Genomic DNA, 26,578 nt, shown 5'->3' with positions numbered 1-26,578 from the left:
ATGGCCTGGTCGACGGCGGCTACAACAACGACGCCCTCGGTCTTGTGCGCGACGAACCTGGCACCGGTGTCGCTCACAGCTGCGATGGGATCGTCTTCAGGCGTGGGTACACCCGGCGGGCATTGTGCTCGTAGACCTTGGCACGGTCCACTTCGGACAGCCCGGCCGCGTCCACGTACCGACGGGTGTCGTCGAAGTGGTGGCCGGTCCGACTGTCCACGCCGCGGACCGCGCCGAGCGTCTCCGAGCCGAACAGCACGGCGTCCGCATCGATCACCTCGAACAGCAGATCGATGCCGGGCTGGTGGTAGACGCAGGTGTCGAAGGACACGTTCGCCAGCACGTGCTCGGCCGGCTCCGGCCGGGCAAGCATGTCCGCGAGCCCGCGGTAGCGTCCCCAGTGGTACGGGACCGCGCCGCCGCCGTGGGGGATCACCAGCCGCAGCTCGGGCAGGTCGGCGAACAGGTCGCCCTGCAGCAGCTGCATGAACGCGGTCGTGTCGGCGTTGAGGTAGTGCGCGCCGGTGGCGTGGAAGACGGGGTTCGCGGACGCGGACACGTGCACCATCGCCGGCACGTCCAGCTCGATCATCGCCTCGTAGAACGGATACCAGCCGCGGTCGGTCAGCGGCGGCGCGGTCCAGTACCCGCCGCTGGGGTCGGGATTCACGTTGCAGCCGACAAAGCCCAGTTCCTCGACGCAGCGGCGGAGCTCGCCGATGGACCGTTCGATCGGCGCACCCGGCGACTGCGGCATCTGGCCGACGCCCACGAACCGGCCCGGGTGGAGCGTGACCACGCGGTGCACAAGGTCGTTGCACGCGCGAGCCCAGGCGGCGCTGGTCGATTCGTCGCCGAGGTGGTGGGCCATGGCGGAGGCGCGCGGCGAGAAGATCGTCAGGTCGATGCCGCGCTCGTCCATGACCCGCAACTGGCCCTGCACCGACTCGCGGATCTCGTCGTCCGTGATGGTCGGGTACTTCGGTGCGTCGCCGGCGAGTTGGTGCTCCCGCCAGGCCGTATGCGCGGCCGGCGCGGTCGTGTAATGGCCATGGCAGTCGATGATCACGGGGACAGCTCCTCCAGTGCGCGGTTGCGGGTACGCGGCGTGAACTGGGCCAACACCGCGGCGACCACCAGGAAGCTCGACACCAGCAGCAGCGCCGGCAGCGGCGCGAGCAACGGCACCAAGGGGGCGATCACCAGCACGCCCATCGCCCCGCCGAGCACGCCGATGCCGTCCACCAGGCCGAAGCCGGCGGACCGGACCCGGGTCGGGAAGCTCTCCGCGGACAGCGCGAACGTCGGCGGCACCCACACGTTGAAGCCGAAGAACACCAGGAACGAGCCGGCCAGCGCCCAGCCGATGTCGGCGCCGAGCAACGCGATGATCACCGCGCCCAGCACGGTCATCGCCGCGCCCACGGGCAGCCAGTAGCGGCGCTCCAGCACCTCGGAGTACCGGGCCGAGAACAGGCCCTGCACGAAGAACCCGACGCCGCCGGCGGCGGAGATCATGCCGGCCACCGGCGGCGTGAAGTGCAGACTGGTCAGCACGACCGTGGAGCCGGTCGAGTAGGAGAAGACCGTCGCGTAGCCGGTGAACCACATTGCGACCAGCAGCAGCGCCCGGTTTCGGTATCGGCGATCCACGAACAGCTCGCGGTAGGCGTGCTGCGCGTGCTCGGCGGGCGGCGGCACCGTCGACAAATCGGGCTCGGACAGCGGGCCCTTCGCCCTGGTCTCCAGCCTCGCGACGACCGCCGTCGCGTCGTCAATCCGGCGATGTTCGACCAGCCAGCGCGGGGATTCGGGCAGTCGTAACGCGGCGACTACGGCGAGAACGCCCAGAATGACCGCCACCCAATGGATCCAGCGCCAGCCGCTGGCCAGTCCGAACGCGACCGGCATGCCCTCGGGGAACGGCGCGGCCTCCGTGGTGAGCACCAGCCCGAGTCCGATGCCCACCATCGCGCCCAGCGTGCACAGCACAAAAGTCGTTGCGGTGTACCGGGCTCGGGCACCGTGCGGGGCGAGTTCGCCGATGTAGGTGTTGCCGACGGCGAGTACGGCCCCCATCGCGATGCCGGTGATGGCGCGGCCGATGGTGAACGTGCCGTAGTCGCCGGCGACCGCGGCGATCAGCGAGCCCAGCGCGGCAAAGCCCACCGAGCCCGCGAGCACCGGCCGGCGGCCGAGGCGGTCGGACAGCGGGGCGATCAGCAGGCAGCCGACGACGTAGCCGGCGAGATAGGCGCAGACCGGCAGCGGCAGCCAGGACTGCGCGACGGCCGGGGTGCAGGCCGGCACGATCTGGCCGCACGTCTGGAGAAACGACACGTTGATGTCGAAGTTGCAGTAGAAGATCACGAACATCGCGAAACCGACGATGCCGGTGGCGGCGTGGCTCACGGCCTGCCGCGGCAGCCGGTCCAGCCTGGCCAGCACGGCGGCCCGGTCCCGCGTCGGCACTTGCGCGCTGCTGGACATGAACCCTCCCTCGGGTCGATGGCCACGAACCGTAGCTCTGACGACGTGATCGTCACAAGAGTTGTCGACAGGATTGTTGACAATCTTGTGTGAGATGCTTAGCGTCCGTCGTCGAGGAAGGGAGCACCCATGTCCAGCGCGCCTCAGGAGGGCGAGGCAGGCAGGCAGGCCACGGTGGCGGCGCTGCGCGCGGCCCTGCTGGCCGGGGACGTCGTGCCGGGCCAGCGCCTGGTCGAGGCGGAGCTGGCCGACACGTTCGGGGTGACCCGGGCCAGCGTGCGCGCGGCGTTGATCGACCTCACCGCCGAGGGGCTGGTCGAGCGCATCCCGAATCGGGGGGCCAGGGTCCGAGTCGTCACCGTCGACGAGGCCGTGGCGATCACCGAGTGCCGCATGGTGCTGGAGGGGCTGTGCGCGGCCAAGGCCGCGGTGAAGGCCACCGACGATCAGATCGACGCGCTGACGCGGGTCGGCGAGCAGATGCGGGCGGCGGTGGCGGACGGGGAGCCGATGAAGTACTCGGCGCTGAACCGGGAACTGCACCGGCTGGTCCGCGAGATCGCCGACCAGCCGGTGGCGAGTGAGCTGCTGGAGCGGCTGCACGGCCAGATCGTGCGGCACCAGTTCCGGCTGGCCATGCGGGACGGCCGCACACACGTGTCGCTGCCGGAGCATCTGGCGATCATCGACGCGATCGCCCGCCACGATCCGAACGCCGCCGAGCAGGCGGCTCGCGACCATCTGCGGAGCGTGATCACCGCGCTCAGGGAGACGGAGTAGGCATGGACACGGTTGTGGTGACGGACGTCCCGCGCGCGCCGCTGGCCTCGATCGACCGGCTGGCCGAATACGGGGTGGCAACGGTGCACGAGGCGTTGGGGCGCATCGGTTACGTCGGCACCGGGCATCGGCCGACGCACCTGGGCAGCCGGATCGGCGGCTCGGCCGTCACGGTGTTGTGCTGGCCCGGCGACAACCTGATGATCCACGCCGCGGTCGAGCAGTGCCAGGCCGGCGACGTCCTGGTCGTCACCACCACCTCTCCCTGCACGGACGGCATGTTCGGCGAGCTGCTCGGGACTTCATTGCAGGAACGAGGAGTTCGCGGGCTGGTCATCGACGCCGGGGTGCGGGACGTCGCCGAGTTGCACCACCTCGGATTTCCGGTGTGGTCCAAGGCGATCAGCGCGCAGGGCACCGTCAAGTCGACCGCCGGTGCGGTGAACGTGCCGATTGTCGTGGGCGGGCAGGCGATCCGGCCCGGCGACGTGATCCTCGCCGATGACGACGGCGTGCTCTGCGTTGCCCAGGGCGCGGTGTCGCGGGCGATCGAGCTTGCCCAGGCTCGGGTGGAGAAGGAAGAGGCGGCGCGGGAGGCGTTCCGCGCCGGGCAACTCGGCCTCGACCGGTACGGATTACGGGACAAGCTGGCGGAACTGGGCGTGCGATACGCGACCGCCGCGGAGTACGGGGCCCGATGACGACCGGCGTGCCGTGCGTGCTGATGCGGGGCGGCACCTCCAAGGGCGCCTACTTCCTCGCCGCGGACCTGCCGTCGGATCCGGCCGCCCGGGACGACCTGCTGATCCGGATCATGGGCAGCGGGGATCCGCGTCAGATCGACGGCATCGGCGGCGCGAACCCGTTGACCAGCAAGGTCGCCGTCGTGTCGCCGAGCTCCGACCCGGACGTCGACGTCGACTATCTGTTCCTGCAACTGGGTGTGGAGGAGGCGACCGTCTCCGACCGGCAGAACTGCGGGAATCTCCTGGCGGGCGTAGGCCTGTTCGCCGTGGAGCGCGGGCTGGCGCCGGCTGGCCGCCCGGTGCGGATCCGGATGGTCAACTCCGACAGCGTTGCCACGGCCCGGTTTCCCACCGAGGACGTCGCCATCTCCGGCGTTCCCGGCACCGCGCCCGGCGTGGTGTTGGACTTCGAGGACACCGAGGGTGCGAACGGCGTGCTGCCGACGGGCAATCTCGTCGACGTGATCGGCGGCGTGCCGGTGACCTGCGTCGACAACGGCATGCCGGTTGTCGTCGCCCGGGCCGCGAATCTCGGTATCACGGGATACGAGCCGGTCGCCGAGTTGGCCGAAGATGTTTCTCTGCGCGATCGTGTGCAAGAACTCCGCTTGTCCGCGGCCAAGCTGATGGGGCTCGACGACACTACTTCGGTACCCAAGACCACGTTGGTGTCCCCGGCGGTCGACGGCGGTTCGATCTGCACCCGCACGTTCATTCCCTTGAAGCTGCACACATCCATCGGCGTGCTTGGCGCGGTCAGCGTCGCTACCGCGCTGATGATGGACGGCGCCGTCGGCAACGAGCTGTGCAGTGGATCGTCCAGAGTGGACGTCGAGCATCCGACCGGCCATCTCCAGGTGGAGGTCGAGCTGGACTCCGACGGCCGCGTCCGGCGCAGCGGGGTCGTGCGCACGGCCCGGAAGCTGTTCGACGGCAAGGTTTTCCCCCGCTGACAAGGAGATCGCATGGCTCCCCGGCACGATGTCGCGCACCTCGGACACGTCGAGCTGCTCACCCCGGAACCCGAGCGCAGCCTGTGGTTCTTCACCGAGCTGATGGGGCTCACCGAAAACGGTAGCGACGGTGATTCGGTGTTCCTGCGCACGTGGGACGACTACGAGCAGTACAGCCTCGTGCTCACCGCCAGCGACACGTCCGGAATACGCCGCACCGCCCTGCGCGCGTCCAGCCGGGAGGCGCTGGACCGGTTGGTGTCCTTGAATTCCGGTGGCCGGTGGTTGGCGGCGGGGGCCGGCATCGGTCCCAGCTACCTGTGCACCGATCCCGACGGGCACGAGATCCAGCTCTACTGGGAGACCACGTGGTTCGAGGCACCACCGGAGTCGCGGCCGTCGTTGAAGAACCAGCCGCAGGCGTATCCGGGGCGTGGCGTCTCCGTTCGCCGGCTCGACCACGTCAACTTCCTGGCCGCCGACGTGCCGGCCAATGGGCGCTTCGTGTCGGACCGCCTGGGCGGCGAGGTCACCGAGCAGATCGTGCAGGACGACGGATCCGTCGCCGCGCAATGGCTCCACTTTGGCAACAAATCGTACGACATCGTCTACACCAACGACTGGACCGGCAGCAACGGCCGACTGCACCACATCGCGTTCGCCACCGACACCCGCGAAGACATCCTCCGCGGCGCCGACATCTTCCTCGACAACGGCGTGTTCATCGAGACCGGCCCGCACAAACACGCCATCCAGCAGACGTTCTTCCTGTACGTCTACGAGCCCGGCGGCAACCGCATCGAGCTGTGCAACCCGTTGACCCGGCTCGTGTTGGCCCCCGACTGGCGGCCGATCAGCTGGACCCAGGACGAACGTGCCAAGGGCCAGGCATGGGGATTGAAGACCATCGAGTCCTTCCACACCCACGGCACTCCCCCGGTACCGTCCTAGTAGTACTTCGTTGAGTCGGGTGAATTTGCTTGTGTTGCGGCAAGTCCGTGCCGTTGATCACCGCGTGAAGCTGGATCATGTCGACCGCCCACGTGACGAGCTGGAGTCGTTCGCATCGAGATGCCTGTCTTGTTGCAGCGCAAGGACCAGCGACAATGGGGCGCAAGTTGCCTGCGGTGGCTGATGGTGGCCGGCAACGCAAGTCGATCCAGCCTATGGCCGCGCGTCTGCCCGACAGCAACGAGCAGGCCCCGCAACAGTTCGTATCCGCCTCGCCGTGGGCTCCGGTGCCGGCACGCGCCCAGCTGTGCGCACGCACTCTGGCCAGTCCCCCGCCCTCAACGTCCACAGTGGACGCCGAGGGCGGAGACAGCGGAACTCAGCGGCTAGCGTCGCCGGGCGCGCAGCTTGGGAATCGCGATGAGCGCGGCCCCGCCGAGCAGCAATGCGGCCGCGACAACGATCAGCCAGCCCCCGCTGAAGCCGGTGAAGGCGAGCGGCGCCGTGCCGGCAGACGTGGTCGTCGTCGCGGCGACCGCGGCCGTCGTGGTGGTGATGCTCGCCTTGGTGGAGGAGGTCGATGAGCCTGGCGTGGTTGTTGTCGTCGCACTGGTGGTGCTCGTCTTGCTCGTGGAACTAGTGGCTTTTGTGGTGCTGCTGGGACTGGTCGTCTTGCTCGTCGACGACGTCGTCTCGGCGCCACAAGCGAACCAGTGGCTGATCGTCGCGGGTTTGCCGCTGTTGCCGGCTATCGGCGAGTGCAGGTTCGTCCAGGGCAGCGCGCCGAGTGCCGCGGGCAGATACACGTTGAACCCGTCGCTGCCCTTCACCACGATGCCGGTGACCGTGACGCCACCGGGAACACCAGTCACGGTGATGTAGGTGTTCGTGGCGTCCACAGTGGCCGTGACCTGGACGATGCCACCGGCCAGGTGCGCCTGGTCGCAGGTGACGGCGTTGCCCGAGTAGACGATCGCCCGATCATCTCCCGACGGTGGCGGGGTGTCCGTCGCCGCGGCCGCCACACCCGACGCCATGAGCGCGGCTCCTGCGGTGAGCAACACCGCGGCGATGGTTCTCAGAAAACCGGACTTGACCATAGTGGGCTCCAGGAGGCGGTGAAAGGCGATGCCGCGAGATCATGCGCTGCGCGCTCCCGAATGGACAGTGTCGTTAGCTCTTTGTTAGTTACCGCGGGCGACTGGCCAAATGCGGCGCGCGCGTCGATGTCGCCGAGGCGGCCGGCCACGGAGGGGTTCCCTAACGGCACGGGCTGGACCATGATGTCGCGGTCGTCGACATGTCGCAGAATGGTGGTGAGGGCACTGGTGTCGGTCCGCCCAGGAGACAACGGGCCGGGCACGCCGGACGACCCGTCGGCGGCGTTGCGGGCTGCGCAGGAGGACGGCGACGAGGACGCGTTTCGGGTGCTGTATCGCGCTGTCCAGCCCAATCTGCTGCGCTACCTGCGTGTTCTGGTCGGCGACGACGCCGAGGACGTCGCGTCGGAGGCGTGGCTGCACATCGCGCGGGACCTGGCGACGTTCCGCGGCGACCTGGACGGATTTCGCGGCTGGGCGGCGACCATCGCCCGCAACCGTGCCCTGGATCACCTCCGCCAACAGCGAAGACGCCCGGTCAGCTCGGAGCAGGACGAGCAGTTGGCCGAGGTGCCCGCCCGCGAGGACACCGCCGAGTCCGCGGTGAACGCGATCGGGACCGACGAGGCGCTGGCGTTGATCGCGACACTGCCCCGCGACCAGGCCGAAGCGGTCCTGCTCCGGGTGGTCATGGGGCTGGACGCCGCAGGAGCAGCCCGGGTGCTCGGCAAGCGCGCCGGCGCCGTGCGCACCGCGGCCCACCGCGGGCTGCGCAAGCTCGCCGACCTCGTCGACACCGACCCGGAAATCCGCAGGTCAACGGGTGGTGTGACACAAACGAGGCCGCCGACGCTGAAGGAGGTGAGATGAGCACACACCGCCGCCACCTCGACCGGCGCACCGCCGAACAGATGCTGAACGGTGCCCTGGTCACGAGTGGCGATCAGCTGAACGACCTGCTCGCCCACGCGGCCGCCCCGGCCCGTGACGGCGAGCTGGCCGGTGAGCACGCAGCGGTCATGGCGTTCCGTGCCGCCCGTCTCGAAACCGCCCTTGTGCCCCGACAACCTTCGATGCTCAAAGCCTTGTTGGCCAAGCTGATCACCGCCAAGATCGCGGCCGTCGCCGCCGCCTTGGCCGTGGTCGCCGGCGGCGTCGTGGCCGCTGCCGCAACCGGCTACCTACCCTCACCGCTGGGTGGGGATTCCACCGTCGCGCCCGTCCGTTCCAGCGCTCCCACCAGCTCGACGCGACCGTCCTCGGCCGACGCCGGTGAGCGTGACAATCACGACGCCCCAGGGTCTTCGGGCTCCCCGTCGCCATCCCCGTCCCTGACCGGTCTGTGCGACGCCTACACCGCCGGCGCGGGCTCAGAGCACGGCAAAGCCTTGGACAGCCCGGCATTCGGTGCGCTGATCACGGCTGCCGGGGGCAAGGACAAGGTCGACGGGTACTGCGCCACGCTGCTCACCCACCGGCCGGGGCAAGGCGGCGTCACCGTCACGACCGCTCCGCCGCCCGGCGCCGACGAGGGTCATGGGCACAGCGGAAATGGTTCGCCGACAAGCCATCCCAGCCCGAACACCAACCACCCTACGGGGCCACCGACCACGCATCCCAGCCACTGATCACCGGACTGCGGCGCCTGGGCCTCCCACCCGGCGCCGCTCCTGGACGGGAGGCGGGCAGAGCATGGCGTCAACCTTCCATCGGGCACGCTGTAGGGATCTCCAGGTCTCCTGACCCCGTGCGCCAATCTAAACAGTAATCCGTCTAGAGGTTAAAAAACAAGAGGTCGTATAGTGCTAGGGCCGCGTGGAGGGGACCGTAGTCCGTGCTATGCCATTTCCATTGCATTGTTAGACATACTACCGGCCCCGGCCCTGCTCTGCAACCACCCAGGCAAGCCTTTAACAGGTAGCCGCGTCTCGTTCCGCCCTTCCGCGTGCAGTGGTCAACATTTCAACCAGGACAAGTGGAATCGTGCGCTCACGCTGGCGTCGGTGGAGTCCATGCTCATGAAACTCGCGGCGGATGTGCCGTTGAGCTGAAGATCGGCGGTGATGGTGAGCGGACGTTTGTCGTTGCACGGCCCGTGCACGACCGATCCCGCGTCCGGCTGGTCGCTGACCTGCCAGTCGTCGTCCATCGGCCCGGCGAACGTCTGCGAGCTGCGCCTCGTGGGTAGGCCGGTGAAGTGGTAGGTCGCCGCCTCCACACCGCGAGCGCCCGTGTCCAGGTGGGCGAAGCCGCGGTAGTCCGTCTCGTCGACACCGTAGGTGACGCCGTCCGGGTGGTTCACCCGCAGCGTCAATGTGCAGTTCTTGTGCGCCGCCTGTCCGTGCCCCTGCACGACGAAGTTGCTGTAGGTCACGGTGAACGCGGTGTTGTCGGGCGAGATCGCCACTGCCGTGGTGGTCGCGAGGCACCCCGATCCGCTGACGGTGAGCAGGTCGATCGTGACCGATTGCGGCGGCGTGATGGCCGTGGACAAGGAGAACACAGCCGCCACCAGCACACTCCGCATGTCTTTCCTCCCAGACGGTGCACCCGTGAACGCGTCGGCGGACACTATCGCCGGAGTCGAGGACCGGTACACCGCCGACTGGCAGAAGCCGTCACCGCACCCGGTCGGCGCGGATATCCGAGGCGCCGGCCGCAGGCGCCGAGATCCCGGTGCGCGTCAGTTTGTGCCACGGCAACCGCGCACCGGCCACTGCCGTCATCACCGACTGCACCACCACCAGGTACATCAGCTGCCGGTACACGAACTGCTGCAACGGCAGCGCCAGCAGCGGGCCGAGCCGCTCGCCGTCCAGCCGGAACGCGACGATCCCCGGCACCACCTGCATCGCCAGGAAGACCAGCCAGTACGCGAGCGCCGTCGCCAGGTCTCCGGTGAGCGGGCCGAAGATCGCCACCACGTCCACGAACGGGCCGAGCGGACCTCCACTTTGGGCAGGGACCCGGGTGTGAGTTGCCCGGGGTGTTCACGCATCGTGCATCCCAGTTGGACAGATGTCACCGTTGAACCGATTTCGCCGGACCGCCCGGGACACGGTGAGCCTCCCTTGCTGTGCCGGCTTTCCGATTCGACCGTTCGGTGCGCGGCTGAGCGCCCCGGACGTGGGGCGGGACGGGCGGCGGAGTGCTGGGGGTCAGACCGCCGCCCGTCCCAGAGCGGCGGCCTGAGGCAATGGAAATCGGGCCGCCGCCGGCTGGCGGGCTGTGGTGTTCGCGTGGGCTGGGTCGTACGGCTGGGGGGGTTGTGGTCGTGCGCGGTGCTGGGTCGGCGGGACGGTGCGTTGCCCGGGTCCTCGTGTTGGACCGCGAGCAGGTCGTTCGGCGCACGACCGCCACCGGCCGGCGTGGCGCGGAGCATCCGCTCCGCGGCACGCCGGTCGAAGAGTCGACAACGATGCGCTCCTGTCTCACCTCCTACAGCGTCGAAACCCTCGTTTGTGTCACTCCACCCACTAACCTGCGGTTTTCCGAACCTGAGCTTCACCGAGCAGCCGAGGCCGTTCTGCTCCTACTTGTGGCCGTCGACGACGGCGTCACCCTGGTCAGGCTCTCCGCGTGGCGGTGGACGCCACAAACGTGAGCTGACCTCGGACGACGGTCCGGCGCTACTGACGGGATTCCCGCTCCAGTAGAGCGGGACGGCCATCGCTGCCGGCAGGCACCGGGTAGTAGCTGCGGTGCGTGCCCGGATCCACCGCCACGACGTGCGCACCATCGGCGAGGTGATCCGAGCCGGCCACGGTGAGCTTGCCGTCGCGCAGATCCAGCACGGACACGGCGCCGCTCTCGGCGGCGACGTAGAGCCGGTGCGCGTTAGCGTCGTACGCCAGCACGTCCGGATCCGCGCCAACCAAGTTCGTGCCGGTGACCTGCCAGGTGCTCATGTCGACGGTGAGCAGCGTGGCGTTGCCGTCGCAGGCGACGAACGCCAACCGGGCCGCAACGTCCAGCGCGAGGCCGTGGTCGTGGTCGCAGCCGGGCAGCCCGACACGCTTGGTGACAGAAAGCGAAGCGGGATCGATGACGGCGAGGTCGTTGCGCCCCTGGACGCCCACCAGCATCCGGTCGGAGAGCGGGTCGTAGACGACGTTGCCGACCTCGCCGCCGAGATCGACACTGCCGCGCGCTGAGGCATTGCCCGCGTCGACCACGGTTTCGGTGCCGCCGGTCTCGTTGGTCGTCCAGATCGCGTTGCGCCGCGGGTCGTAGGCGATCCCGTCCGGGTAATTGCCCGTGGACGCCTGGTTGACCACCTCGCCGGTGTCCTCGTTCAGCACGACAACCTGGTTGGTTCCGGTGGCCGTGGCATAGACGCGGTGCAGCGCAGGGACGACGAACACGCCGTGCACCTGTGACACGTTCGGGATCGTGCGCACCACCTTGTTCGCGTGCACGTCGATCTCGATGACCTCGCTGGCGCCCAGGTGCGCGACGAACAACAGGCCCCGCTGGGCGTCGAGGCTGGCGTAGTCGAAACGCGAGTTGTCGCCGGGCAACGCGAGCTCGTGGACGGTGCGTAGCGGCAGCGGCGAGTTCGGCGCGGACGGGCCGCGGGTCAGCACGAACGCGACGACCCCGGCCGCTACCAGCACGGCCACCGCGCCGCTGATCAGCACCACTCGCCGCGACACCATCAGGCCGCCTCTCGCTGTGCAACCGAGGTTACAGTGACGTGGAGCTGAGTGGCGGCGGCCCGACCGTCGCGGCCGCGCTGAGTTGGTGCAGCTGGAGTCCGAGCCGCAGTTCCAGTTCGTTCTCGTGGCGCCAGTCGAGGCCGAGGACGTCGCCGGCCCGGTCCAGTCGCTTCAGCAACGTGTTGACATGCACGTGCAACGCTCGGGCGGTCGCCGCGACGTTGGTGTGGTGGACGTAGTAGGCACTGAGGGTGCCGACCAGATCGGTGCCGCGTCGCCGGTCGTGGTCGAGGAGCGCGCCGATGGAGTCGGAGATGAAACGGCCGAGTTCGTGGACGCGCTCGGTGTCGAAGACCATGGCGTAGAGGGCGTATCGACCCGTGGTGGCGCCAAGGTCGTCGTGTCCGATCGCTCGCACGACGGCGCCGCAGCGACTGGCCAGCGAGAAGGCGCGTGCCCAGTCGTGGTTGAGCGCGCGTTCTCCGACCACGACCACGGGGCCGCCCACCGTGCGACTGAGCCGACGATGGACCTGCTCGACGGTCTGGTCGTCGTCAACACTGTGCTGGATCAGGGTGGCCCGGCCCAGATGTTCGCCGGCCAGTCCGGAGCAGTCACGGGCGATGTCGTGCAGGTGGCGCGACAACTCGGTCGGCGACAATATGAGGGAGTCCGCGACGAGGACCAGATCCAGGCTGTCGGGGTCGAGGTTGCGGGCCCGGGCGCGGGCGCGCTGGGCCGCGCTGATCCCCGGGCTGCCGACCATGAGTTCGGTCAGGAGCTCTCCGCTCAACCGCTCGCTGGCCTCGGCGACCGCCCGCTCCTTGAGGATGAGCAGTCCCATGATGTGCGTGGCCCGTTCGAGGGTACGCAGGTCCATGTCGTCCGGCGCACCGTGATCGGCCACTGGTTCCCGGCTCCACGCCAGTGCGCCGAGATAGGTGTCGCCCGCCTGGATCGAAGCCACGCTGAGTGCGACTCCGGTGGTGTCGACCGAGGTCGTGCAGCGACCGGTTCGGCGCGCGTTCCCCATGGCGTCGGCCAGGTCGGTCTCCGGTGCGGTCCGGCGCGGGCTCGACGCCGAGTCCCGGCGAACCACGGCGGCGCCGGTCCGGTCGAGGAGTGTGACGCTGCCGCCCAGTTGATCGGCGAGGAGCTCGGCGACCTCGCCGGGCGATCCGCCGCCGAGCACAACACCGGTCAGGGCTTCGTGGATCGCTTGCGCACGCTCCATGACGCCCATGTGTCTCTCGATCTTCCGGTACGCGACCTGCAGCTCCCGCAGGGCAGTCCGGCTGGCCTCGTACAGCCGGGCGTTGTCGAGGGCGACCGCGGCATGATCGGCGAACGCGGTCAGCAGCGCGATCTCGTCGGCCTGGAACGACCGCTCGGAGCGGTCCGCGGCGAACAGCGCGCCCACCGCCTCACCCCGAATGACCAGCGGCACACCGAGCAGCGCGACGAGTCCCTCGGCAGCGCCGAGGCGGTCGAAGTCCGGGTCGTGGTCGATCAGGGTGCAGGCGGCGTAGTCGCGCACCCAGTACGGGCTCCGGGAGGCCAGCACCTTGCCACCGAGACCGACATCGGGTGGTATCGCCGCCGCGAGAAAGGAGGCGGAGATCGTTCCCTCCGACGCTCGGGCCGACAGCCTGCCGTCCGCGCCGACCAGCGAGAGGTAGGTGAAGTCCGTGCCGATCAGATCGTGCGCATGGTGGACGATCGACTGCAGCACCTCGTCGAGCGTGCCGAGCGCGGTGAGCGATTTGGCGGTGGCGTACAACGAGGCCAGTTCGCGCTGTCGCCGCACGAGCGAGTACGACTCCGCCTCGCCGGGATCACCGGCCACAGCGCCATCCTCCTCGACAACGGGTGGGCGAAACACCCACCGAACCGGCGCGAGGTGTGGAGGAAGCACACCTGAACCACAGGGTAACGCCCACCTTAATATGACCGCCATCACATGCCTGCGCTATCGATGAAGGCGGCCCGCATGGCAACCCCGATCGCCCAACCCGGCGGACACTCCGGCTTTCTCGGCGCCGGCTCGTCCCCGATTCGACGCCGAGCCTTCCGCAAGCTGCTGGCCGCGGGACTCACCGGCAGCTCGATCGAGTGGTACGACTTCTTCCTCTACGGCACCGCGGCCGCACTGGTGTTCCCCCACGTGTTCTTTCCGAACTCCTCGGCGCTGACCGGAACGCTGCTCGCCTTCAGCACGTTCTGGGCGGGCTTCGTCGCGCGTCCGGTCGGCGGGGTGCTCGCCGGCCATCTCGGTGACAGGTACGGACGCAAACCGGTCGTCGTGGCCTGCCTGGCGGTCATGGGGGCAGCGACCTTCCTGATCGGCTGCCTCCCCGACGCGGCCTCGGTCGGCGCACTGGCTCCGACGCTGCTGGTCGCGCTGCGTTTCGTGCAGGGGCTCGCGGCGGGTGGCCAGTGGGGCGGCATCGTGCTCCTGCTCACGGAATCCGCCGGCCCCAAGCGGCGCGGTTTCGCCGGAACCTTCGGGCAGACCAGCGTCCCGATCGCCGTGATCATCTCGAACCTGATCTTCGTGGCGGCCAGCGGCCTGATGCCCGACGACGCCTTCCTCAGCTGGGGCTGGCGCATTCCCTTCCTGGTCAGCGTCGTGATGTTCGGGGTGGTCAGCTACATCCAGGCCAAGGTGGAGGACACGCCGGAGTTTCGCGAGCTGCAACGACAGGTGTCGCGGCCGGAGCGTGCGGTGGTCCGGGCTCCGCTGGCCCAGGTCGTCCGCGACAAGTGGGGAACCATCCTGCTCGGCTGCGGGCTCCTCTCCGCCACCAACAGCCTTTTCTACGTCAGCATCTCCGGACTCCTGAGCTACGGCACCGGCGCCCTCCGGCTGGAGCGCGGCCCACTGCTCGCGGTGGTGCTGGCCAGTTCCGTGGCGATGGTGGTGGTCCTGCCCTGGTCCGGTCACATCTCGGACAGGGTGGGCCGTCGGCCGCTGATCCTGATCGGCGGCCTCGGCGTCGCCGTCTGGGCCTTCCCGTACTTCCGGCTCGTCGACACGGCGTCGCTGCCGCTGATCTTCGTCGCGGTGGTGGTGGGTTTCGTGTTCCAGTGCCTCACCTACGGCCCGATCGCCAGTTTCCTCGGCGAGCTGTTCGCGCCCGGCGTCCGCTACTCAGGCGCATCGCTGGCCTACCAGCTCTCCGCCGTCCTGGTCAGCGGCGCCACGCCGTTCCTCATGACGGCGCTCATCGCCGCGACCGGGAGCACCCTGCCGGTCGCCGGCTACATCACGGTCATGGGGCTGATCACTTTCGCCAGCGCGTGGTTCCTGCCCGAGACCAACACCGCCGAGGTCCGTGCGGACCCGCATGCCATCCCGGGAACGCATCTCTACCGCTGAGATTGGCGAGAAGAGGCCAGCGTGAGCAGGACATCGGCAACGGGCATCCGGAATCGGCGGCTCCTGGTGCTGGCGGCCGTGGCGCTGATCGCCGGCGCGCCACAGTTCGCCGACGCCGCGACCGTCACCGCGACGACCGCGCCAGAATGTGGCGGCCTGGATCGGATGGCGATCCCGGCGTCGGTGATGAGCCTGCCGACGACCGGCGGTCGGGTCGAGTCGACCGCGGTGACGACCACCGTGGTCGGTGGCGAAACCATCGAGTACTGCCAGGTCGACGCCGACATCTTCGCCGTCGATCCGGCCGCGCCCGACATCAGGATGCGGGTCGCCCTGCCGTACGGCTGGAATCGCAAGGCGATGATGTTCGGCGGTGGCGGCTACAACGGCACCATTCCCGATCTGGCCGGAAACGTGCCGTTCGGCCCCGTCGACCGGCCGGTGCCCCTGGCCCGGCGGTACGCGGTGTTCGCCAGCGACTCCGGCCACCAACAGAGCCCGACGGCCGTTCCGACCTTGGACGGCTCGTTCGGCGTGAACGACGAGGCCGTCGCCAACTTCGCGGCCGGCGACGCACTCAAGAAGACGCGCGACGCAAGCCTGTTCCTCATCCAGCACGCCTACAGGACCATGCCGGCCGAGGTCTACTTCGCCGGCGGCTCGACCGGCGGCCGCGAAGCCCTCGACGTCGCCCAGCGGTGGCCGACCGCGTTCGACGGGGTGATCTCCGCCTTTCCCGCCTGGAACAACCTCAGCGAGATCCTGGACCTGGGCTACCTGGCGCAGGTCCTGTCCCGCCCCGGCGCTTTCCCCGGACCCGAGAAGCAGACGCTCCTCTACACCAGCGTCATCGCCGCGTGCGACGGTCTGGACGGCGTCAAGGACATGATCATCTCGAACCCGCGGGCCTGTCACTTCGATCTCGACACGCTGCGCTGCCCCGGCGGTGTCGACGCCGGTCCGACCTGCCTCTCGGATACCCAGATCGACGCCGTGACTGCCATGTCCTCGCCGTTCAGGTGGCCGTATCGGCTCGCCAGCGGCGAGACCGAGTACCCGGGCTTCCCGTTCCTCTCGGGGGCCGACATGAGGACCCCGTTCCTCGGCTTCGGCACCACCGCACCGGCCGACCCCATGCCGGTGACGAGCGGCTACGGGATGCAGTACTGGGACCAGTGGGTCAAGTACTTCCTGACGCGCGACCCCGGCCACAACCCGCTCGACGTGGATCCCCGGCATCCTGGGCAGTGGCTCGACCGAATCAGTCACCTGTCCACGATCGAGGACCGCAACAACGCGGATCTTCGGCCGTTCGCTCGCGCCGGCGGCAAGCTGATCCTGCTCCACGGCGCCGCGGACGAGTTGGTCTCCGCCCGTTCGACGAGCGACTACTACCACCGAGTGCTCGACACGGTCGGCCCCCGGTCGACCGGCGCGTTCCTGCGTTACTACGTCGTGCCCGGGGCCAACCACGCCAACTTCGGCACGCCGGCGTTCGCCGCCGGCTGGGATTCGCTCTCCGCGCTGGAGCACTGGGTCGAACGGGGACAGCCGCCGACGAATCCGATCGTGGCCGACGCGATCCACAACCGCGATCGTCCGCTGTGCCAATACCCGGAATGGCCCAGGTACCGAGCCGGTGATCCGGACCGCGCCGCGAGCTTCGTCTGCACCCGCTGACGCCCGGACATCGGGTTTCGGCACGGTGGCCGGTGTTCCCGTGTCCGGCACGGTGTCCACTACCCGGGGCGAACCTCGGACGCCAGAACCGCCCGTAGGCCGGGCTGGAGGCGGTCGGCGTGGGCGATCACCATGTCGTCGCACAGCCGCCAGATCGCCTCCACCGGCAGCGTCGCGGCCGTGGCCGGATCGGCCATGGCGGCGTGCCGGATGTGCCGGGGCTCGTCCTCGACGGCGGCGCGCACCACCAGGTCGGTCACGCTCAGATAGGCGCGGTTGAGCGCGGCGAGCTGCGGCGGCAGCGGGTCGGCGCGGGTGGGTTGCACGCCGGTGGCGTCGACGAGGCAGGGCACCTCGACGGCGCCGGTGGCGGGCAGGTTGGGGATCAGTCCGTGATTGGGCACGTTGCCGTACACGGTCCTGGGCACGCCGGTGGCGATGCTGTGGATGACCTGCGGCGCGTACTCCATCGTGCCTTCGACCGCAGGCGGCTCCCCCATGGCGAGCGCGGACCGCGTCCGCTCGTAGTCGGCCTCGTTCGCGGCGACGATGTCCAGGTAGTCCCCGATCGGCACGCGCAGCCGCTCGATCTCGCTGTCATGGCGCAGATACCACGGCACGTACTCGCAGGAGTGCTCGCTGGTCTCCGTCGGGTAGAAGCCCAGGCGCCGGAACATGTCGAACCGCACCCGGCGCCGCAGCTCGGGGTCCCGCTCGGCGAGTTCGGCCAGCCGTGGATAGAGATCGACACCCTCGTGCTCGAAGCGCAGGATCCACGCCTGGTGGTTGACGCCGGCCGAGCGGTAGACGATCTCCTCGTACGGCACGCCGACCAGGTCGGCCAGGCCGCGCATGGTCCAGTACACGGAGTGACACAGGCCGACGACCCTGGTCAGCCCGGTGGCCTCGGCCAGGTACTGCACGTTCATGGCCATCGGGTTGGTGTAGTTGAGCAGCCACGCCCGCGGACACACCTCGGCCATGTCCGCGCCGAGGCCCCGCAGCAGCGGAAAGGTCCGCAGCGCGCGGAAGATCCCGCCGATGCCGAGGGTGTCGCCGATGGTCTGACGCAGCCCGTGGCGGGCCGGCACCTCGAAGTCCGTGCGGGTCGCCTCGCCCATGCCGACCTGCACGATGTTGATCACGAAGTCGGCGCCGTCGAGCGCCGGCCGGCGCTCCAGGTGCGCGGTGATCGCCGGTTTGGCCCCGCGGACCTGCGCGATGTGTCGCGCCGCGGCGAGCGCGGTGGCCAGCCGGTCCTGATCGATGTCGTGCAGCGCGATGTGCACGTCGGCGAACTCGGGGAAGGCCAACAGATCGGCGAGCAGTCCCTGGGTGAACACCACACTGCCGGCGCCGACGAAGGCGATCTTCATGATTGGTCCGTTCGGTAGCTTGGAAGATGGCCGAGCGCCTCGGCGAGGGTGGGCTGGGCGGCAGTGCCGCCGGCGGCCCTTGTGGACAGTGCGCCGCAGGCGACGGCCAGCGCGAGTCGTTGGCGCGGCGGCATGTCGTGCAGCAGACCGGTGATGAAGCCGGCATTGAAGCTGTCTCCAGCGCCAACAGCGTCCACAGTGGACACTGTGACGGTCGGGCACTCGACGATGTCGGTTCCGTCGTGGGACAAGGCCCCGTCGGCGCCGTTCTTCACGGCGACGAGCCGGCCGTCCACGGCGAGGGCCGCCGCGGCCTCGCGGACGGTGGCGCGGCCGGTGAGCTTGATCGCCTCGGCTGCGTTGGGCAGCACGACATCCGTCTCCGCCAGCACGGCGCCGATGTCCCATCGCCCGGACGGATCGTCGTTGGTGTCCAAGGAAGTCGTGGCACCGTGCCGGCGCGCCTCGCGGAACAGCTCCGGCACCGCCAACCTGGGCATGAGGAAGTACGACGACGCGTGCACATGCCGGCTGGCCGCCAGAAGCTCCGCCGGCACGTCGGCGGCCTCGGTGCGGGCGAGCGTGCCGGACGCGGTCAGGATCGCACGGTCGCTCCCCCGGGTCAGCACCGTTGTCACGGGCGTGTTCGCGTCGTCGTCCAACCGCAGAAAGCAGGCCACGCCGGAGGAGGTGAGGAGGTCACGGACCATGGCGCCGGCATGGTCGCGGCCGACCCGTCCGGCGAACGCCACGCGCAACCCGAGTCGGGCCGCGCCCCGCGCCGTGATGGCGCCGGACCCACCGAGCACGATCGCGCCGGTCGGCACGAGAACCTCGCGCTGGCCGAACTCGATCGGATCGGGCACCGGGCCGAGCACGACGTCCGGGTTGGCGTCGCCGACGACCAGCAGGTCGAAATCGTGGGGCATGGCTCACCCCTTGAGGCCGCTGGAGGCGATGGACCGGATGAACGCCCGCTGGGCGCCGAGGAACGCCAGCAGCACCGGCAGCACGGTGATCAGGTTCCCGGCCATCACCGCGGACCACTGGGTGTGGTGCAGGCCCTGGAACGTGGTCAGGCCGAGCTGGAGCGTGTAGCGGTTGTCGTGGTTGATCGCGATCAGCGGCCAGGTCAGATCGTTCCACGTGCTCAGGAACGTCAGCACGGCCACGGTGCTCAGCGCCGGCCGGGACAGCGGCAGCATGATCTGGAACAGCACCCGCAGCCGGGAGCAGCCGTCGATCCAGGCCGCCTCCTCCAGCTCGCGCGGCAGCGACAGGAAGAACTGTCGCAGCAGGAACACCGACAGCGGCGTGACCAGCGACGGCACGATCAACGCGCCGAGCGAGTCGATCAGGCCCAGCCACTTCATCACCAGGAAGGTCGGGATCATGGTGAGCTGGAAGGGGATCGCCATGGTCGCCACCATCGCCGCCAGCAGCGCCCGCGAGCCGGCGAACCGCATCCGGGCGAACGCGTAGCCGCCGAGCGCGCCGAACAGCAGGTTGGCCAGCACGGTCACCGCGGACACGATCAGCGAGTTCATGAACCAGGTCGGGAACAGGGCATTGGCCAGCACGTAACGGAAGCCGCCGAGGTCGATGGCCGACGGCCACAGCGCGGGCGGGAACCGGTTGATCTCCGCGTCGCTCATGACCGAGCTGAGCACCAGCCACAGCAACGGGATCACGAACAGCAACGCCAGCGGCGCCAGCAGCAGGTGCCACGGGCTGAACGGCAGCCGCCACGGGCGTTTCGCCTTGGCGTCGACCGTTGTCACGGCGATCGTGGCGGTCATCGCGGAGCTCCTTGGACGTTGCGGTGCCGGGCCAGGCGCAGGACGACGGCCACGGCCAGCAACACGATCGCGAGCACGTAGGCCGCCGCGGCGCCGTAACCGGCGGTGAAGTTCCTGAACGCCTGCTCCCAGATGAAGTAGACGATCACGGTCGTCGAGCCGAGCGGGCCGCCCCTGGTCGTCACGTAGACCAGGTCGAACACCTGCAACGAGTTGATGGTCTGCCACAGCACCAGGAAGACCGTCACCGGCGCGATCGCCGGCAGCGTGATGTGCCGCAGCAGCTGCCACCGGCCGGCCCCGTCCAGCCGACCGGCCTCGATCAGTGTTGCCGGCACGTCCTGCAACGCGGCCAGGAAGATCACCACACAGAACCCGGTTCCGCTCCACAATGTGATGGCCACCAGCACCAGCAGCGCCTGCGCCGGATCGGTGAGGAAACCCTGCGGCGAGACGCCGAGGTGGTGCAGGACCGAGTTGGCCACGCCGAACTGGGGATCGAGCACGAAGGAGAACAGCACACCCTGTGCGGTCGCGGAGATGACGAACGGCACCACGAACATCGTCCGGTACAGGCCGACGAACCGGATCCGCCGGTTCAGGGCCAGCGCCAGCGCCAGCCCGAGCACGATGCTCAGCGGCACGTAGCAGACCGTGTAGAGCAGCGTGTTGCCGACCGACTGGGCGAAGTGCGGGTCCTTGGCCAGGGCGGCGTAGTTGTCCAGGCCGACGAAGCGGCTCGGTGTCACGAGATCGTTGGCCTGAAACGACAACAGCAGCGACCAGACCACCGGCACGACGCTCAGCCCGATGATCACCACCACCGACGGGGACAGATAGGTCCACGCGGTCGCGGTCTCACCGTGCCTGCGCCGGGCCGCAAGCGTGATCGGGGTCGGCAGGCGCCGGGGCATGACCTCACCTCCTCATCGGGGAATGATCAGCGCCGCGTCGGCCTCGTCGGCACAGGCCGCCATCGCCTGCGCCGGCGCGCTCCGGCCGAGCAACATGGACACGATCGCCGTGCCGACAGCCTGGGAGACCTGCGGATACGCGGGATGGGCCGGCCGGACCCGGGCCGAAGCCAGGGCGTCGACAAACACCGACAAACCCTCGCTTTGCGCGGAATTGTCCTGCCACTCCTTGAGGTTCTCCGCGTCCTTGCTCAGCGGCAGGCTACCGGCGCCGACGTCCCACCGCACGTCCTGGGCCGGCCGCGTCAGCCAGCGCACGAACGTGCGGGCGGCCCGCACCCGGGCCGGGCCGTTGTCGAACAACGTCCAGGCGTCGGGCCCGGAGATGGTCACCGGCCGGCCGTCGAACGTCGGCATGGGCACCACGTGATAGTCCACACCGGACTCTCGAATGTCCGGCAGCTGCCACGGTCCGGTGAGGAGCATGCCCATCCGTCCCGCGTCGAACACCTGGTACATCTGCTCGCTGCCGGTCTTGGGGTCGATGTAGACGCTCCGGTCCGAGGCCAGTTGACGCACCACCCCCAGTGCCCGCGCCCCCACCTGCCGGAAGCCGATGCCGGTGCCGTCCGAGTCGATGATCTCGCCGCCGAGGTTCCACACCAGCGGCCACAACCGCCAGACGGTGTCCTCGTCGCCGGCGCCCGGCCAGCCGGTGCCGAAAACACCGGCGGCCGGGTCGGTCAGCTTCTTGGCCGTGGCCAGGAAGCTCGACCAGGTCCAGCCCGGCTCGGGCAGCTCGAGACCGGCCTGGTCGAACAGGGACTTGTTGCACACCACGGCAAGCGTGTCCACGACCGCCGGCACCGCGCGCACACGTCCGTTGACCGTGACGGCGTCCCGCGCCGGCTGCCAGTAGTCGGTCCACGGCACCGACCAGGAGTGCACCTCGTCGGTCATGTCCACCACCTGTGGGCTGCGCGCCACGCTCGGCAGGTCGGCGCCGAAGATGTAGGCGATGTCGGGATGCGAGCCCGAGGCCAGCGCCGTCATCACCTTCTCCAGCAGGCCATCGGCGAGTGCGCCGCCGCTGGTGTCCACCACGATGTCCGGGTGGCTGCGCTGGAAGTCGCCGATCAGCGCCTCGATCACCTTGCGGCCGTTGTCGTTCTGACCGTGCCACAGCTCGATAGTCACCCGGCCGTCCGGCCCGACGCCGTCGCCCGTGCCCGCGCATCTATGTGTTTTCGGCATGGACCCAGTACAAAGCGGGACAAGTGCGCGCCCATGTCGATTCCCTTGCGGCTCAGCAGGTGCGGCGGACGTAGCTGCCGCTGCCGGGCGCCGTCACGTCGACATCGCGCTCTACGACGCTCAGCGTGCTCCCCCACTTCGAGCACGCCTTGCTCAGGCCGCTGTCGGTGTACTCGATGACCTCGACGTGGTTGGCGAAAGCCGACGCATAGTCGCCGCACTCGTCGTATTCGGCGCATTCCTCGGCGACGGCGAAGTCCAGGCCGTTGGCCTTGGCGTTGCCGGCCAGCTCGGCGGTGTTCTTCTGCGCGATCGCGAGCCCGCGGCTGTGCGCGTGGGCCGAGAGCAGTCGGATGTAGGACTGCGCCTGGTCGGCGGTCAGCAGGTTCTTCGACCGGGTGTAGCTGTCGTAGTTGTCCGGCTCGACGCCGTTGAAGCCCTTACCGGCGCACTGGTCGATCCAGGTGTCGACCTTCGCGGCGACCCGACCGCGCTTGTCCGCGGTGCGCAGGTCGAGCAACGCCTCGTTCCAGTCGGGATCCTTGACCACGTTGCCGTTGGCATCCCGCAGCAGCAGATCGGCGTCCCAGCTCCCCTCGGCGCCGGTCTGCGCCTGGAAAGCGTTGACATAGCAGACGTTGTAGAGGCCGGCCGCCGGGACGGCGTCGTGATCGCGGCTGACCACGCGCACCCCGGACGGCGGCGAGTAGGGGCTGCCGATCTGGTAGTCGAAGCCGGCGTGCACGGGCGGCGCGGTCACCGCGTGTGCGTCCGAAGTGGACGGCAACAGCAGGCCGCCGGCCAACGTCACGATCGCGCCGAGGGACGGCAGAACTCGCAGGGAAGTCAGGGCCATCGTCGAACTCCGACTGCTGGCGGACACGTCCCCGCCTCGGACGCCGAAGCGTCCTGGCGACTCAGTCCGGGCTCGCACAATGCATACCGGCTGGGCGTGCCATCTGCCACCGAGGGCCGCGGCCCGTCGGGGTGCACCCGAGTAAAGGGCCTGGCCGCGTGTCTGTCAAGCGTCGCAACGAGAATCGTCCGGTCATGACGTTTCCTCCGTGCCCTGACGCCCCTCGAAGTGGCGGACGAGCACAGGATCGAGTCCCGGCACCGCCGTCGGCGTCCCACCCGAACGCAGCGACATCGTCGCGGCGACGGCCGCGGCGACCGCCTCCCGGGCCGCGATCGGCGAGGTCTCGGTCGGCCCGCCGGCGGCGGCGAACCGAAGGAACTCCGTGACCAGTGCCCGGTCGGCGCCGCCGTGCAGATCCTGTTGTGGGATCGGGATCGACAGGTCGGCGTCCCGTCGGTAGCCGGACCGCCGCCGGTTCCAGACGTTGATCACCGCCGGGTCGCCGTCGAGCCCGTCGCCGAAGTTCTCCAGCCGGCCCTCGTCGCCGATCACCGTGTAGTTGCGCCAGTAGTCGGGCGTGAAGTGGCACTGCTGGTAGCTCGTGAGGACTCCGTTGTCCAGCCGGGCCAGCATCATGCTCAGATCCTCGACGTCGATGACGGGGTGCAGGTCCCGCAGCCGCGACGGCGGCCAGACCGCAGGGTCGTACCAGTCCCCCATCCGCCGGCCGGCCGGGTCGTCCGTCCGCCGGTGCGGATTGTCCCCGTACACCCGCAGCCCGCCCATCGCGACGACGTCACGTGAGTAGCCGCCGGCCAACCAGTGGATCACGTCGATGTCGTGCGCGCCCTTCTGCAGCAGCAACCCGGTGGTCTTGGCCCGCTCGGCATGCCAGTCCTTGAAGTAGAAGTCGCCGCCGTGCCCGACGAAGTGCCGGCACCACACCGACTGCACCCGGCCGATCGCCCCCTCGTCGATCAGCTCCCGCATCCGGCGCAGCATCGGCAGATGCCGCAGGTTGTGCCCCACGTACAGCCGGCTGCCGGTGTGGGCCGCCGTCGCCAACACCTCGTCGCAGTCCGCCAGGCTGATGGCCAACGGCTTGTCCACGAACACCGCGACTCCGGCGTCAAGGAAGTGCAGCGCCGGCCGGGCATGCAGGTGGTCCGGTGTCAACACGAACACCGCGTCCAGCCCGTCCGTGGCCAGGTCCTCGTACCGCTCCCGCACCTCGACGTCGGGCCCGAACAGCTCGCGCGCGTCCGACCGTCCTCGCGGGTCGATGTCCGCACAGGCCACGACCTCGGCCACGCCGATCTGGTTCGCCAGGGTGGCCATGCGCGCCCGCTGCCCCACGCCGACGACCCCGATCCGCAGCATGACCACGACCCTAGACGCTCGATAATGAGCGTTCAAGGGCCGGATCGAGCAGTTTCGCGCATTCCTGCCGTGGCCGTCGGAGCGGTCGTCAAGAGTCGGCGGCGGCGGTGCCGTACCCGCCGACGCCGGTCGCCATGCCCGGCGCGAAGCCGGCGGCCTGCGCCGTGCCGCTCACCTTGGCGACCGCCCCGCCGATCGGCACCCTCAGCAATCAAGCCCCTCCGTACACCGTCCAAGAATTATAGGAATCGGCCACGGTGAAACTCAACCTCGGACAGAAGAAAGGACCTCCTGTCGACAGGTACGACGAGTTCGATGCTGTCGCGGCACTGTTACTGGTGCCGTCCAGCAGTCTGATGTTGGTGCTGTCGAACCGCGTGTTCGCGAGCGACGCGCAATAATAGCCGTCGCCGGTCTGCGGGTCGACGGTCGAGTAGGCTTCGAACATGTCCCAACCCAGATCGGGGCTTCCGTTGGGATCGGGCGTGCCGGAGCTGGTGTAGAAAAGGTTCCACACGGCCGTCTTGTAGTTGAAAAGCGATGCCGTCCACGTGTTCGCGGCGGGATTGGTGCGCTGGATTCGCACCAGGTAAGCACGACCGTTCCCGGTCGGCGCCGGTTTGGTGTAGACCGGAAGGAACGACGAGTCGGCCACCACTGCCGTCCTGGCCGGCCCGGGAGTTGACCGGCACCAGTCCCAAGCCCACAGCGAGGCGCCCGCCGGCTGACCGTACACGGTTGTCATCTCGATGCAAGAATTTGCGGGCTTCATTGTCGGCGCGTACAGAAATTCGCCATGTTCTGTGCCGATCCCCAGGTTCGGGTACACGGTGTGAAGTGAGATCATTCCGTCCTGACCTGCGCCGGAATTTGGCTCCAGCCCCCACGTCGCATGATTCAGGTCTGTGGGCCGTGGCTGTTCGATCTCGACGGGTCTCGTGTCGGGCACCGTTCCGAAATTCGGCGCGTTCATGTCCACGTCGATTGCGCTCGATAAATGTGAACCGCGCACGCTCGCTGCCGCCGGCGGGCCTGTTGACACTGAGGCCAGAACTAGTATTGCACTTGCGGCGAGCGTGACGGAACGACGTTTGACCATCATTTCCATACCTCAATCCCCATCAAGGCAAGTACCTTCAAGCAGACCACGTGTCACCAAGTCCGCATACCGCCGATCATCCCATCCGTCGTACGAAGCGCCGCAGCGAACGGCGCGAAGTCACAATGGCGACGCATCGTCGAAGGACTGGACCGGGACCGGCTCCCGGGGCACATCACTGAAGTCCAGCGAGCCGGCTCCACGAAACTCAGGGCACATCACGGTCTCCACCAGATCCGGAGCAGCTCACCTACTATCCGATGATGATCGAGCGGTTGGCGTGGGTGACGGCGCGGGAAGCACGGGGACTGGACGAGGACGAGCCGATCGCGCTGAGCGCACTGAAGCGAACCGGTGTGGCGGTCGATGTCGTGGACTGGAACGACCCCGGCGTGGCCTGGTCCAGCTATGACCGGGTGGTGCTGCGCTCGGCCTGGGACTACCCACAGCACCTGCCCGAGTTCCTGAACTGGGTCGAAGGCGTGGACACCGTCAGCGAACTGGTGAACCCACCCGCGACCGTGCGATGGAACCTGGACAAGCAGTACCTCGCCGAACTGGCGGAGGACGGCGTGTCGATCACCCCGACGGTGTTCGCGCATCCCGGCGCGACCGCGCGGTTCCCGGACGGCAGATTCGTGGTGAAGCCGGCCGTGGGCGCGGGCAGCCGCGACGCTGCCTGGTACGGACCCGACGAGCATGGCAACGCGACCGCGCACGTCGCCCGCCTGCACGCCGCTGGCCTGACCGTCCTGATCCAGCCGCTGTTGGCGTCGGTCGCCGAGGACGGTGAGTGGCCGATGGTGTTCTTCGGCGGAACGTTCAGCCACGCCGCCAGCAAACGTGTCACTCTGCCCCGGGCCGGGGCGGTGGAGGCGCTGTTCGCGGCCGAGGCCAACACCGAGCACAGCGCGTCGCCCGACCAGATCTTCGTTGCCACCAAGGCATTGGAGTCCGTCGGGCGTCGGCTGGGCACGCCGGCCTACGCCCGCGTGGACCTCGTCCGTGATGACAACGGCCGCTATTGCGTGCTGGAGGTCGAGCTGATCGAGCCGTCGCTGTTCCTGCCGTTCGCCGACGCCACCGCCGCGGACCGGTTCGCCGAAGTCCTGGTCCGCTCGCCGGGCTGACAGCCGGACTTCCGGCACCAGCGCGCCTTG

General features: G+C 69.0%; 25 protein-coding genes and 1 pseudogene. 10 read left to right on the top strand and 16 right to left on the bottom strand.

Features of this window, described 5'->3' with window-relative positions; all coding sequences use genetic code 11:
- Positions 1–73: 73 nt before the first annotated feature.
- Both KUTG_RS47565 and KUTG_RS47560 read right to left on the bottom strand, forming a co-directional pair.
- Positions 74–1,069: an amidohydrolase family protein gene (locus KUTG_RS47565; RefSeq protein WP_043726532.1), complete on the bottom strand. Its 996-nt coding sequence runs from the start codon at positions 1,067–1,069 to the stop codon at positions 74–76.
- Positions 1,066–2,490 (bottom strand): MFS transporter, encoded by a 1,425-nt coding sequence (locus KUTG_RS47560; RefSeq protein ID WP_052396286.1) that lies wholly within the window; start codon positions 2,488–2,490, stop codon positions 1,066–1,068. Before KUTG_RS47560 ends, KUTG_RS47565 begins: the two co-directional genes overlap by 4 nt.
- Positions 2,491–2,619: 129 nt before the next feature.
- Here KUTG_RS47560 and KUTG_RS47555 point away from each other — a divergent pair, with 129 nt between their 5' ends.
- The 5 genes and pseudogenes from KUTG_RS47555 to KUTG_RS66830 form a co-directional block, all read left to right on the top strand.
- The gene (locus KUTG_RS47555) at positions 2,620–3,270 is read left to right on the top strand and encodes a GntR family transcriptional regulator (protein ID WP_043726529.1); all 651 of its coding nucleotides are present in this window, start codon (positions 2,620–2,622) and stop codon (positions 3,268–3,270) included.
- Positions 3,271–3,272: 2 nt separating this feature from the next.
- The gene (locus KUTG_RS47550) at positions 3,273–3,971 is read left to right on the top strand and encodes a 4-carboxy-4-hydroxy-2-oxoadipate aldolase/oxaloacetate decarboxylase (protein WP_043726527.1); all 699 of its coding nucleotides are present in this window, start codon (positions 3,273–3,275) and stop codon (positions 3,969–3,971) included.
- A complete protein-coding gene (locus tag KUTG_RS47545) occupies positions 3,968–4,969 on the top strand; it encodes a PrpF domain-containing protein (protein ID WP_043726524.1) in 1,002 nt (333 codons plus the stop codon). Before KUTG_RS47550 ends, KUTG_RS47545 begins: the two co-directional genes overlap by 4 nt.
- A gap of 12 nt (positions 4,970–4,981) precedes the next feature.
- Positions 4,982–5,920, top strand: a complete 939-nt coding sequence (locus tag KUTG_RS47540; RefSeq protein WP_043726522.1) for a VOC family protein — start codon at positions 4,982–4,984, stop codon at positions 5,918–5,920.
- A 77-nt stretch (positions 5,921–5,997) separates the two neighbouring features.
- Positions 5,998–6,252: pseudogene (locus tag KUTG_RS66830) on the top strand (transposase); the annotation flags it as partial.
- A gap of 54 nt (positions 6,253–6,306) precedes the next feature.
- Here KUTG_RS66830 and KUTG_RS64775 read toward each other — a convergent pair.
- On the bottom strand, positions 6,307–7,020 hold the full coding sequence (locus KUTG_RS64775; RefSeq protein ID WP_043726520.1) for a hypothetical protein: 714 nt from the start codon (positions 7,018–7,020) through the stop codon (positions 6,307–6,309).
- 216 nt (positions 7,021–7,236) lie between these two features.
- On the opposite strand from KUTG_RS64775, the gene KUTG_RS47530 reads away from it, so the two are divergent.
- Both KUTG_RS47530 and KUTG_RS47525 read left to right on the top strand, forming a co-directional pair.
- Positions 7,237–7,890 carry an RNA polymerase sigma factor gene (locus KUTG_RS47530; RefSeq protein ID WP_232241322.1) on the top strand — a complete coding sequence of 218 codons (654 nt, stop codon included), beginning with the start codon at positions 7,237–7,239 and terminating at the stop codon, positions 7,888–7,890.
- On the top strand, positions 7,887–8,648 hold the full coding sequence (locus KUTG_RS47525) for a hypothetical protein (protein ID WP_052396285.1): 762 nt from the start codon (positions 7,887–7,889) through the stop codon (positions 8,646–8,648). Before KUTG_RS47530 ends, KUTG_RS47525 begins: the two co-directional genes overlap by 4 nt.
- 326 nt (positions 8,649–8,974) lie before the next feature.
- Here KUTG_RS47525 and KUTG_RS47520 read toward each other — a convergent pair whose 3' ends face one another.
- The 4 genes from KUTG_RS47520 to KUTG_RS47505 all read right to left on the bottom strand — a co-directional run bounded on the left by KUTG_RS47520 (position 8,975) and on the right by KUTG_RS47505 (position 13,524).
- Positions 8,975–9,547, bottom strand: coding sequence for a DUF4360 domain-containing protein (locus tag KUTG_RS47520; RefSeq protein ID WP_043726517.1), 573 nt, complete (start codon positions 9,545–9,547; stop codon positions 8,975–8,977).
- Between the two features lie 91 nt (positions 9,548–9,638).
- Complete coding sequence (locus KUTG_RS47515) at positions 9,639–9,950, bottom strand: hypothetical protein (RefSeq protein ID WP_369794599.1); 312 nt, start codon at positions 9,948–9,950, stop codon at positions 9,639–9,641.
- A gap of 699 nt (positions 9,951–10,649) precedes the next feature.
- Positions 10,650–11,678, bottom strand: coding sequence for a YncE family protein (locus KUTG_RS47510; RefSeq protein ID WP_043726514.1), 1,029 nt, complete (start codon positions 11,676–11,678; stop codon positions 10,650–10,652).
- Between the two features lie 28 nt (positions 11,679–11,706).
- On the bottom strand, positions 11,707–13,524 hold the full coding sequence (locus KUTG_RS47505; RefSeq protein ID WP_043726512.1) for a helix-turn-helix domain-containing protein: 1,818 nt from the start codon (positions 13,522–13,524) through the stop codon (positions 11,707–11,709).
- 144 nt (positions 13,525–13,668) lie between these two features.
- On the opposite strand from KUTG_RS47505, the gene KUTG_RS47500 reads away from it, so the two are divergent.
- Positions 13,669–15,057 carry an MFS transporter gene (locus KUTG_RS47500; protein ID WP_043733274.1) on the top strand — a complete coding sequence of 463 codons (1,389 nt, stop codon included), beginning with the start codon at positions 13,669–13,671 and terminating at the stop codon, positions 15,055–15,057.
- Positions 15,058–15,222: 165 nt separating this feature from the next.
- Entirely contained in the window at positions 15,223–16,737 is a 1,515-nt protein-coding gene (locus KUTG_RS47495) for a tannase/feruloyl esterase family alpha/beta hydrolase (protein ID WP_198047900.1), read from the top strand.
- Positions 16,738–16,796: 59 nt separating this feature from the next.
- On the opposite strand, the gene KUTG_RS47490 is transcribed toward KUTG_RS47495, so the two are convergent.
- The 9 genes from KUTG_RS47490 to KUTG_RS59880 form a co-directional block, all read right to left on the bottom strand.
- Positions 16,797–18,113 carry an alpha-glucosidase/alpha-galactosidase gene (locus KUTG_RS47490; protein ID WP_043726511.1) on the bottom strand — a complete coding sequence of 439 codons (1,317 nt, stop codon included), beginning with the start codon at positions 18,111–18,113 and terminating at the stop codon, positions 16,797–16,799.
- Positions 18,110–19,042 (bottom strand): carbohydrate kinase family protein, encoded by a 933-nt coding sequence (locus KUTG_RS47485; protein WP_043726509.1) that lies wholly within the window; start codon positions 19,040–19,042, stop codon positions 18,110–18,112. The genes KUTG_RS47490 and KUTG_RS47485 overlap by 4 nt, the downstream gene beginning before the upstream one ends.
- Positions 19,043–19,045: 3 nt before the next feature.
- Complete coding sequence (locus tag KUTG_RS47480) at positions 19,046–19,912, bottom strand: carbohydrate ABC transporter permease (protein ID WP_052396283.1); 867 nt, start codon at positions 19,910–19,912, stop codon at positions 19,046–19,048.
- Positions 19,909–20,826 (bottom strand): carbohydrate ABC transporter permease, encoded by a 918-nt coding sequence (locus KUTG_RS47475; protein WP_043726508.1) that lies wholly within the window; start codon positions 20,824–20,826, stop codon positions 19,909–19,911. The genes KUTG_RS47480 and KUTG_RS47475 overlap by 4 nt, the downstream gene beginning before the upstream one ends.
- 12 nt (positions 20,827–20,838) lie before the next feature.
- On the bottom strand, positions 20,839–22,023 hold the full coding sequence (locus tag KUTG_RS47470; protein WP_052396282.1) for an ABC transporter substrate-binding protein: 1,185 nt from the start codon (positions 22,021–22,023) through the stop codon (positions 20,839–20,841).
- Between the two features lie 109 nt (positions 22,024–22,132).
- Positions 22,133–22,936: an endo alpha-1,4 polygalactosaminidase gene (locus KUTG_RS47465; RefSeq protein WP_052396281.1), complete on the bottom strand. Its 804-nt coding sequence runs from the start codon at positions 22,934–22,936 to the stop codon at positions 22,133–22,135.
- A gap of 192 nt (positions 22,937–23,128) precedes the next feature.
- On the bottom strand, positions 23,129–24,319 hold the full coding sequence (locus KUTG_RS47460) for a Gfo/Idh/MocA family protein (protein ID WP_084581647.1): 1,191 nt from the start codon (positions 24,317–24,319) through the stop codon (positions 23,129–23,131).
- Between the two features lie 88 nt (positions 24,320–24,407).
- Positions 24,408–24,530 (bottom strand): hypothetical protein, encoded by a 123-nt coding sequence (locus KUTG_RS65555; RefSeq protein WP_255360987.1) that lies wholly within the window; start codon positions 24,528–24,530, stop codon positions 24,408–24,410.
- Positions 24,531–25,427 carry a hypothetical protein gene (locus KUTG_RS59880; protein ID WP_157495300.1) on the bottom strand — a complete coding sequence of 299 codons (897 nt, stop codon included), beginning with the start codon at positions 25,425–25,427 and terminating at the stop codon, positions 24,531–24,533.
- A 254-nt stretch (positions 25,428–25,681) separates the two neighbouring features.
- Between KUTG_RS59880 and KUTG_RS47450 the strand changes: the two genes are divergently transcribed.
- A complete protein-coding gene (locus tag KUTG_RS47450) occupies positions 25,682–26,548 on the top strand; it encodes an ATP-grasp domain-containing protein (protein ID WP_043733264.1) in 867 nt (288 codons plus the stop codon).
- Positions 26,549–26,578 lie beyond the last annotated feature (30 nt).

The organism is Kutzneria sp. 744, from assembly GCF_000568255.1.
Classification (GTDB): domain Bacteria; phylum Actinomycetota; class Actinomycetes; order Mycobacteriales; family Pseudonocardiaceae; genus Kutzneria.
Note: the sequence above shows the minus strand (reverse complement) of the source record. Positions and strands in the feature narration are given on the sequence as shown.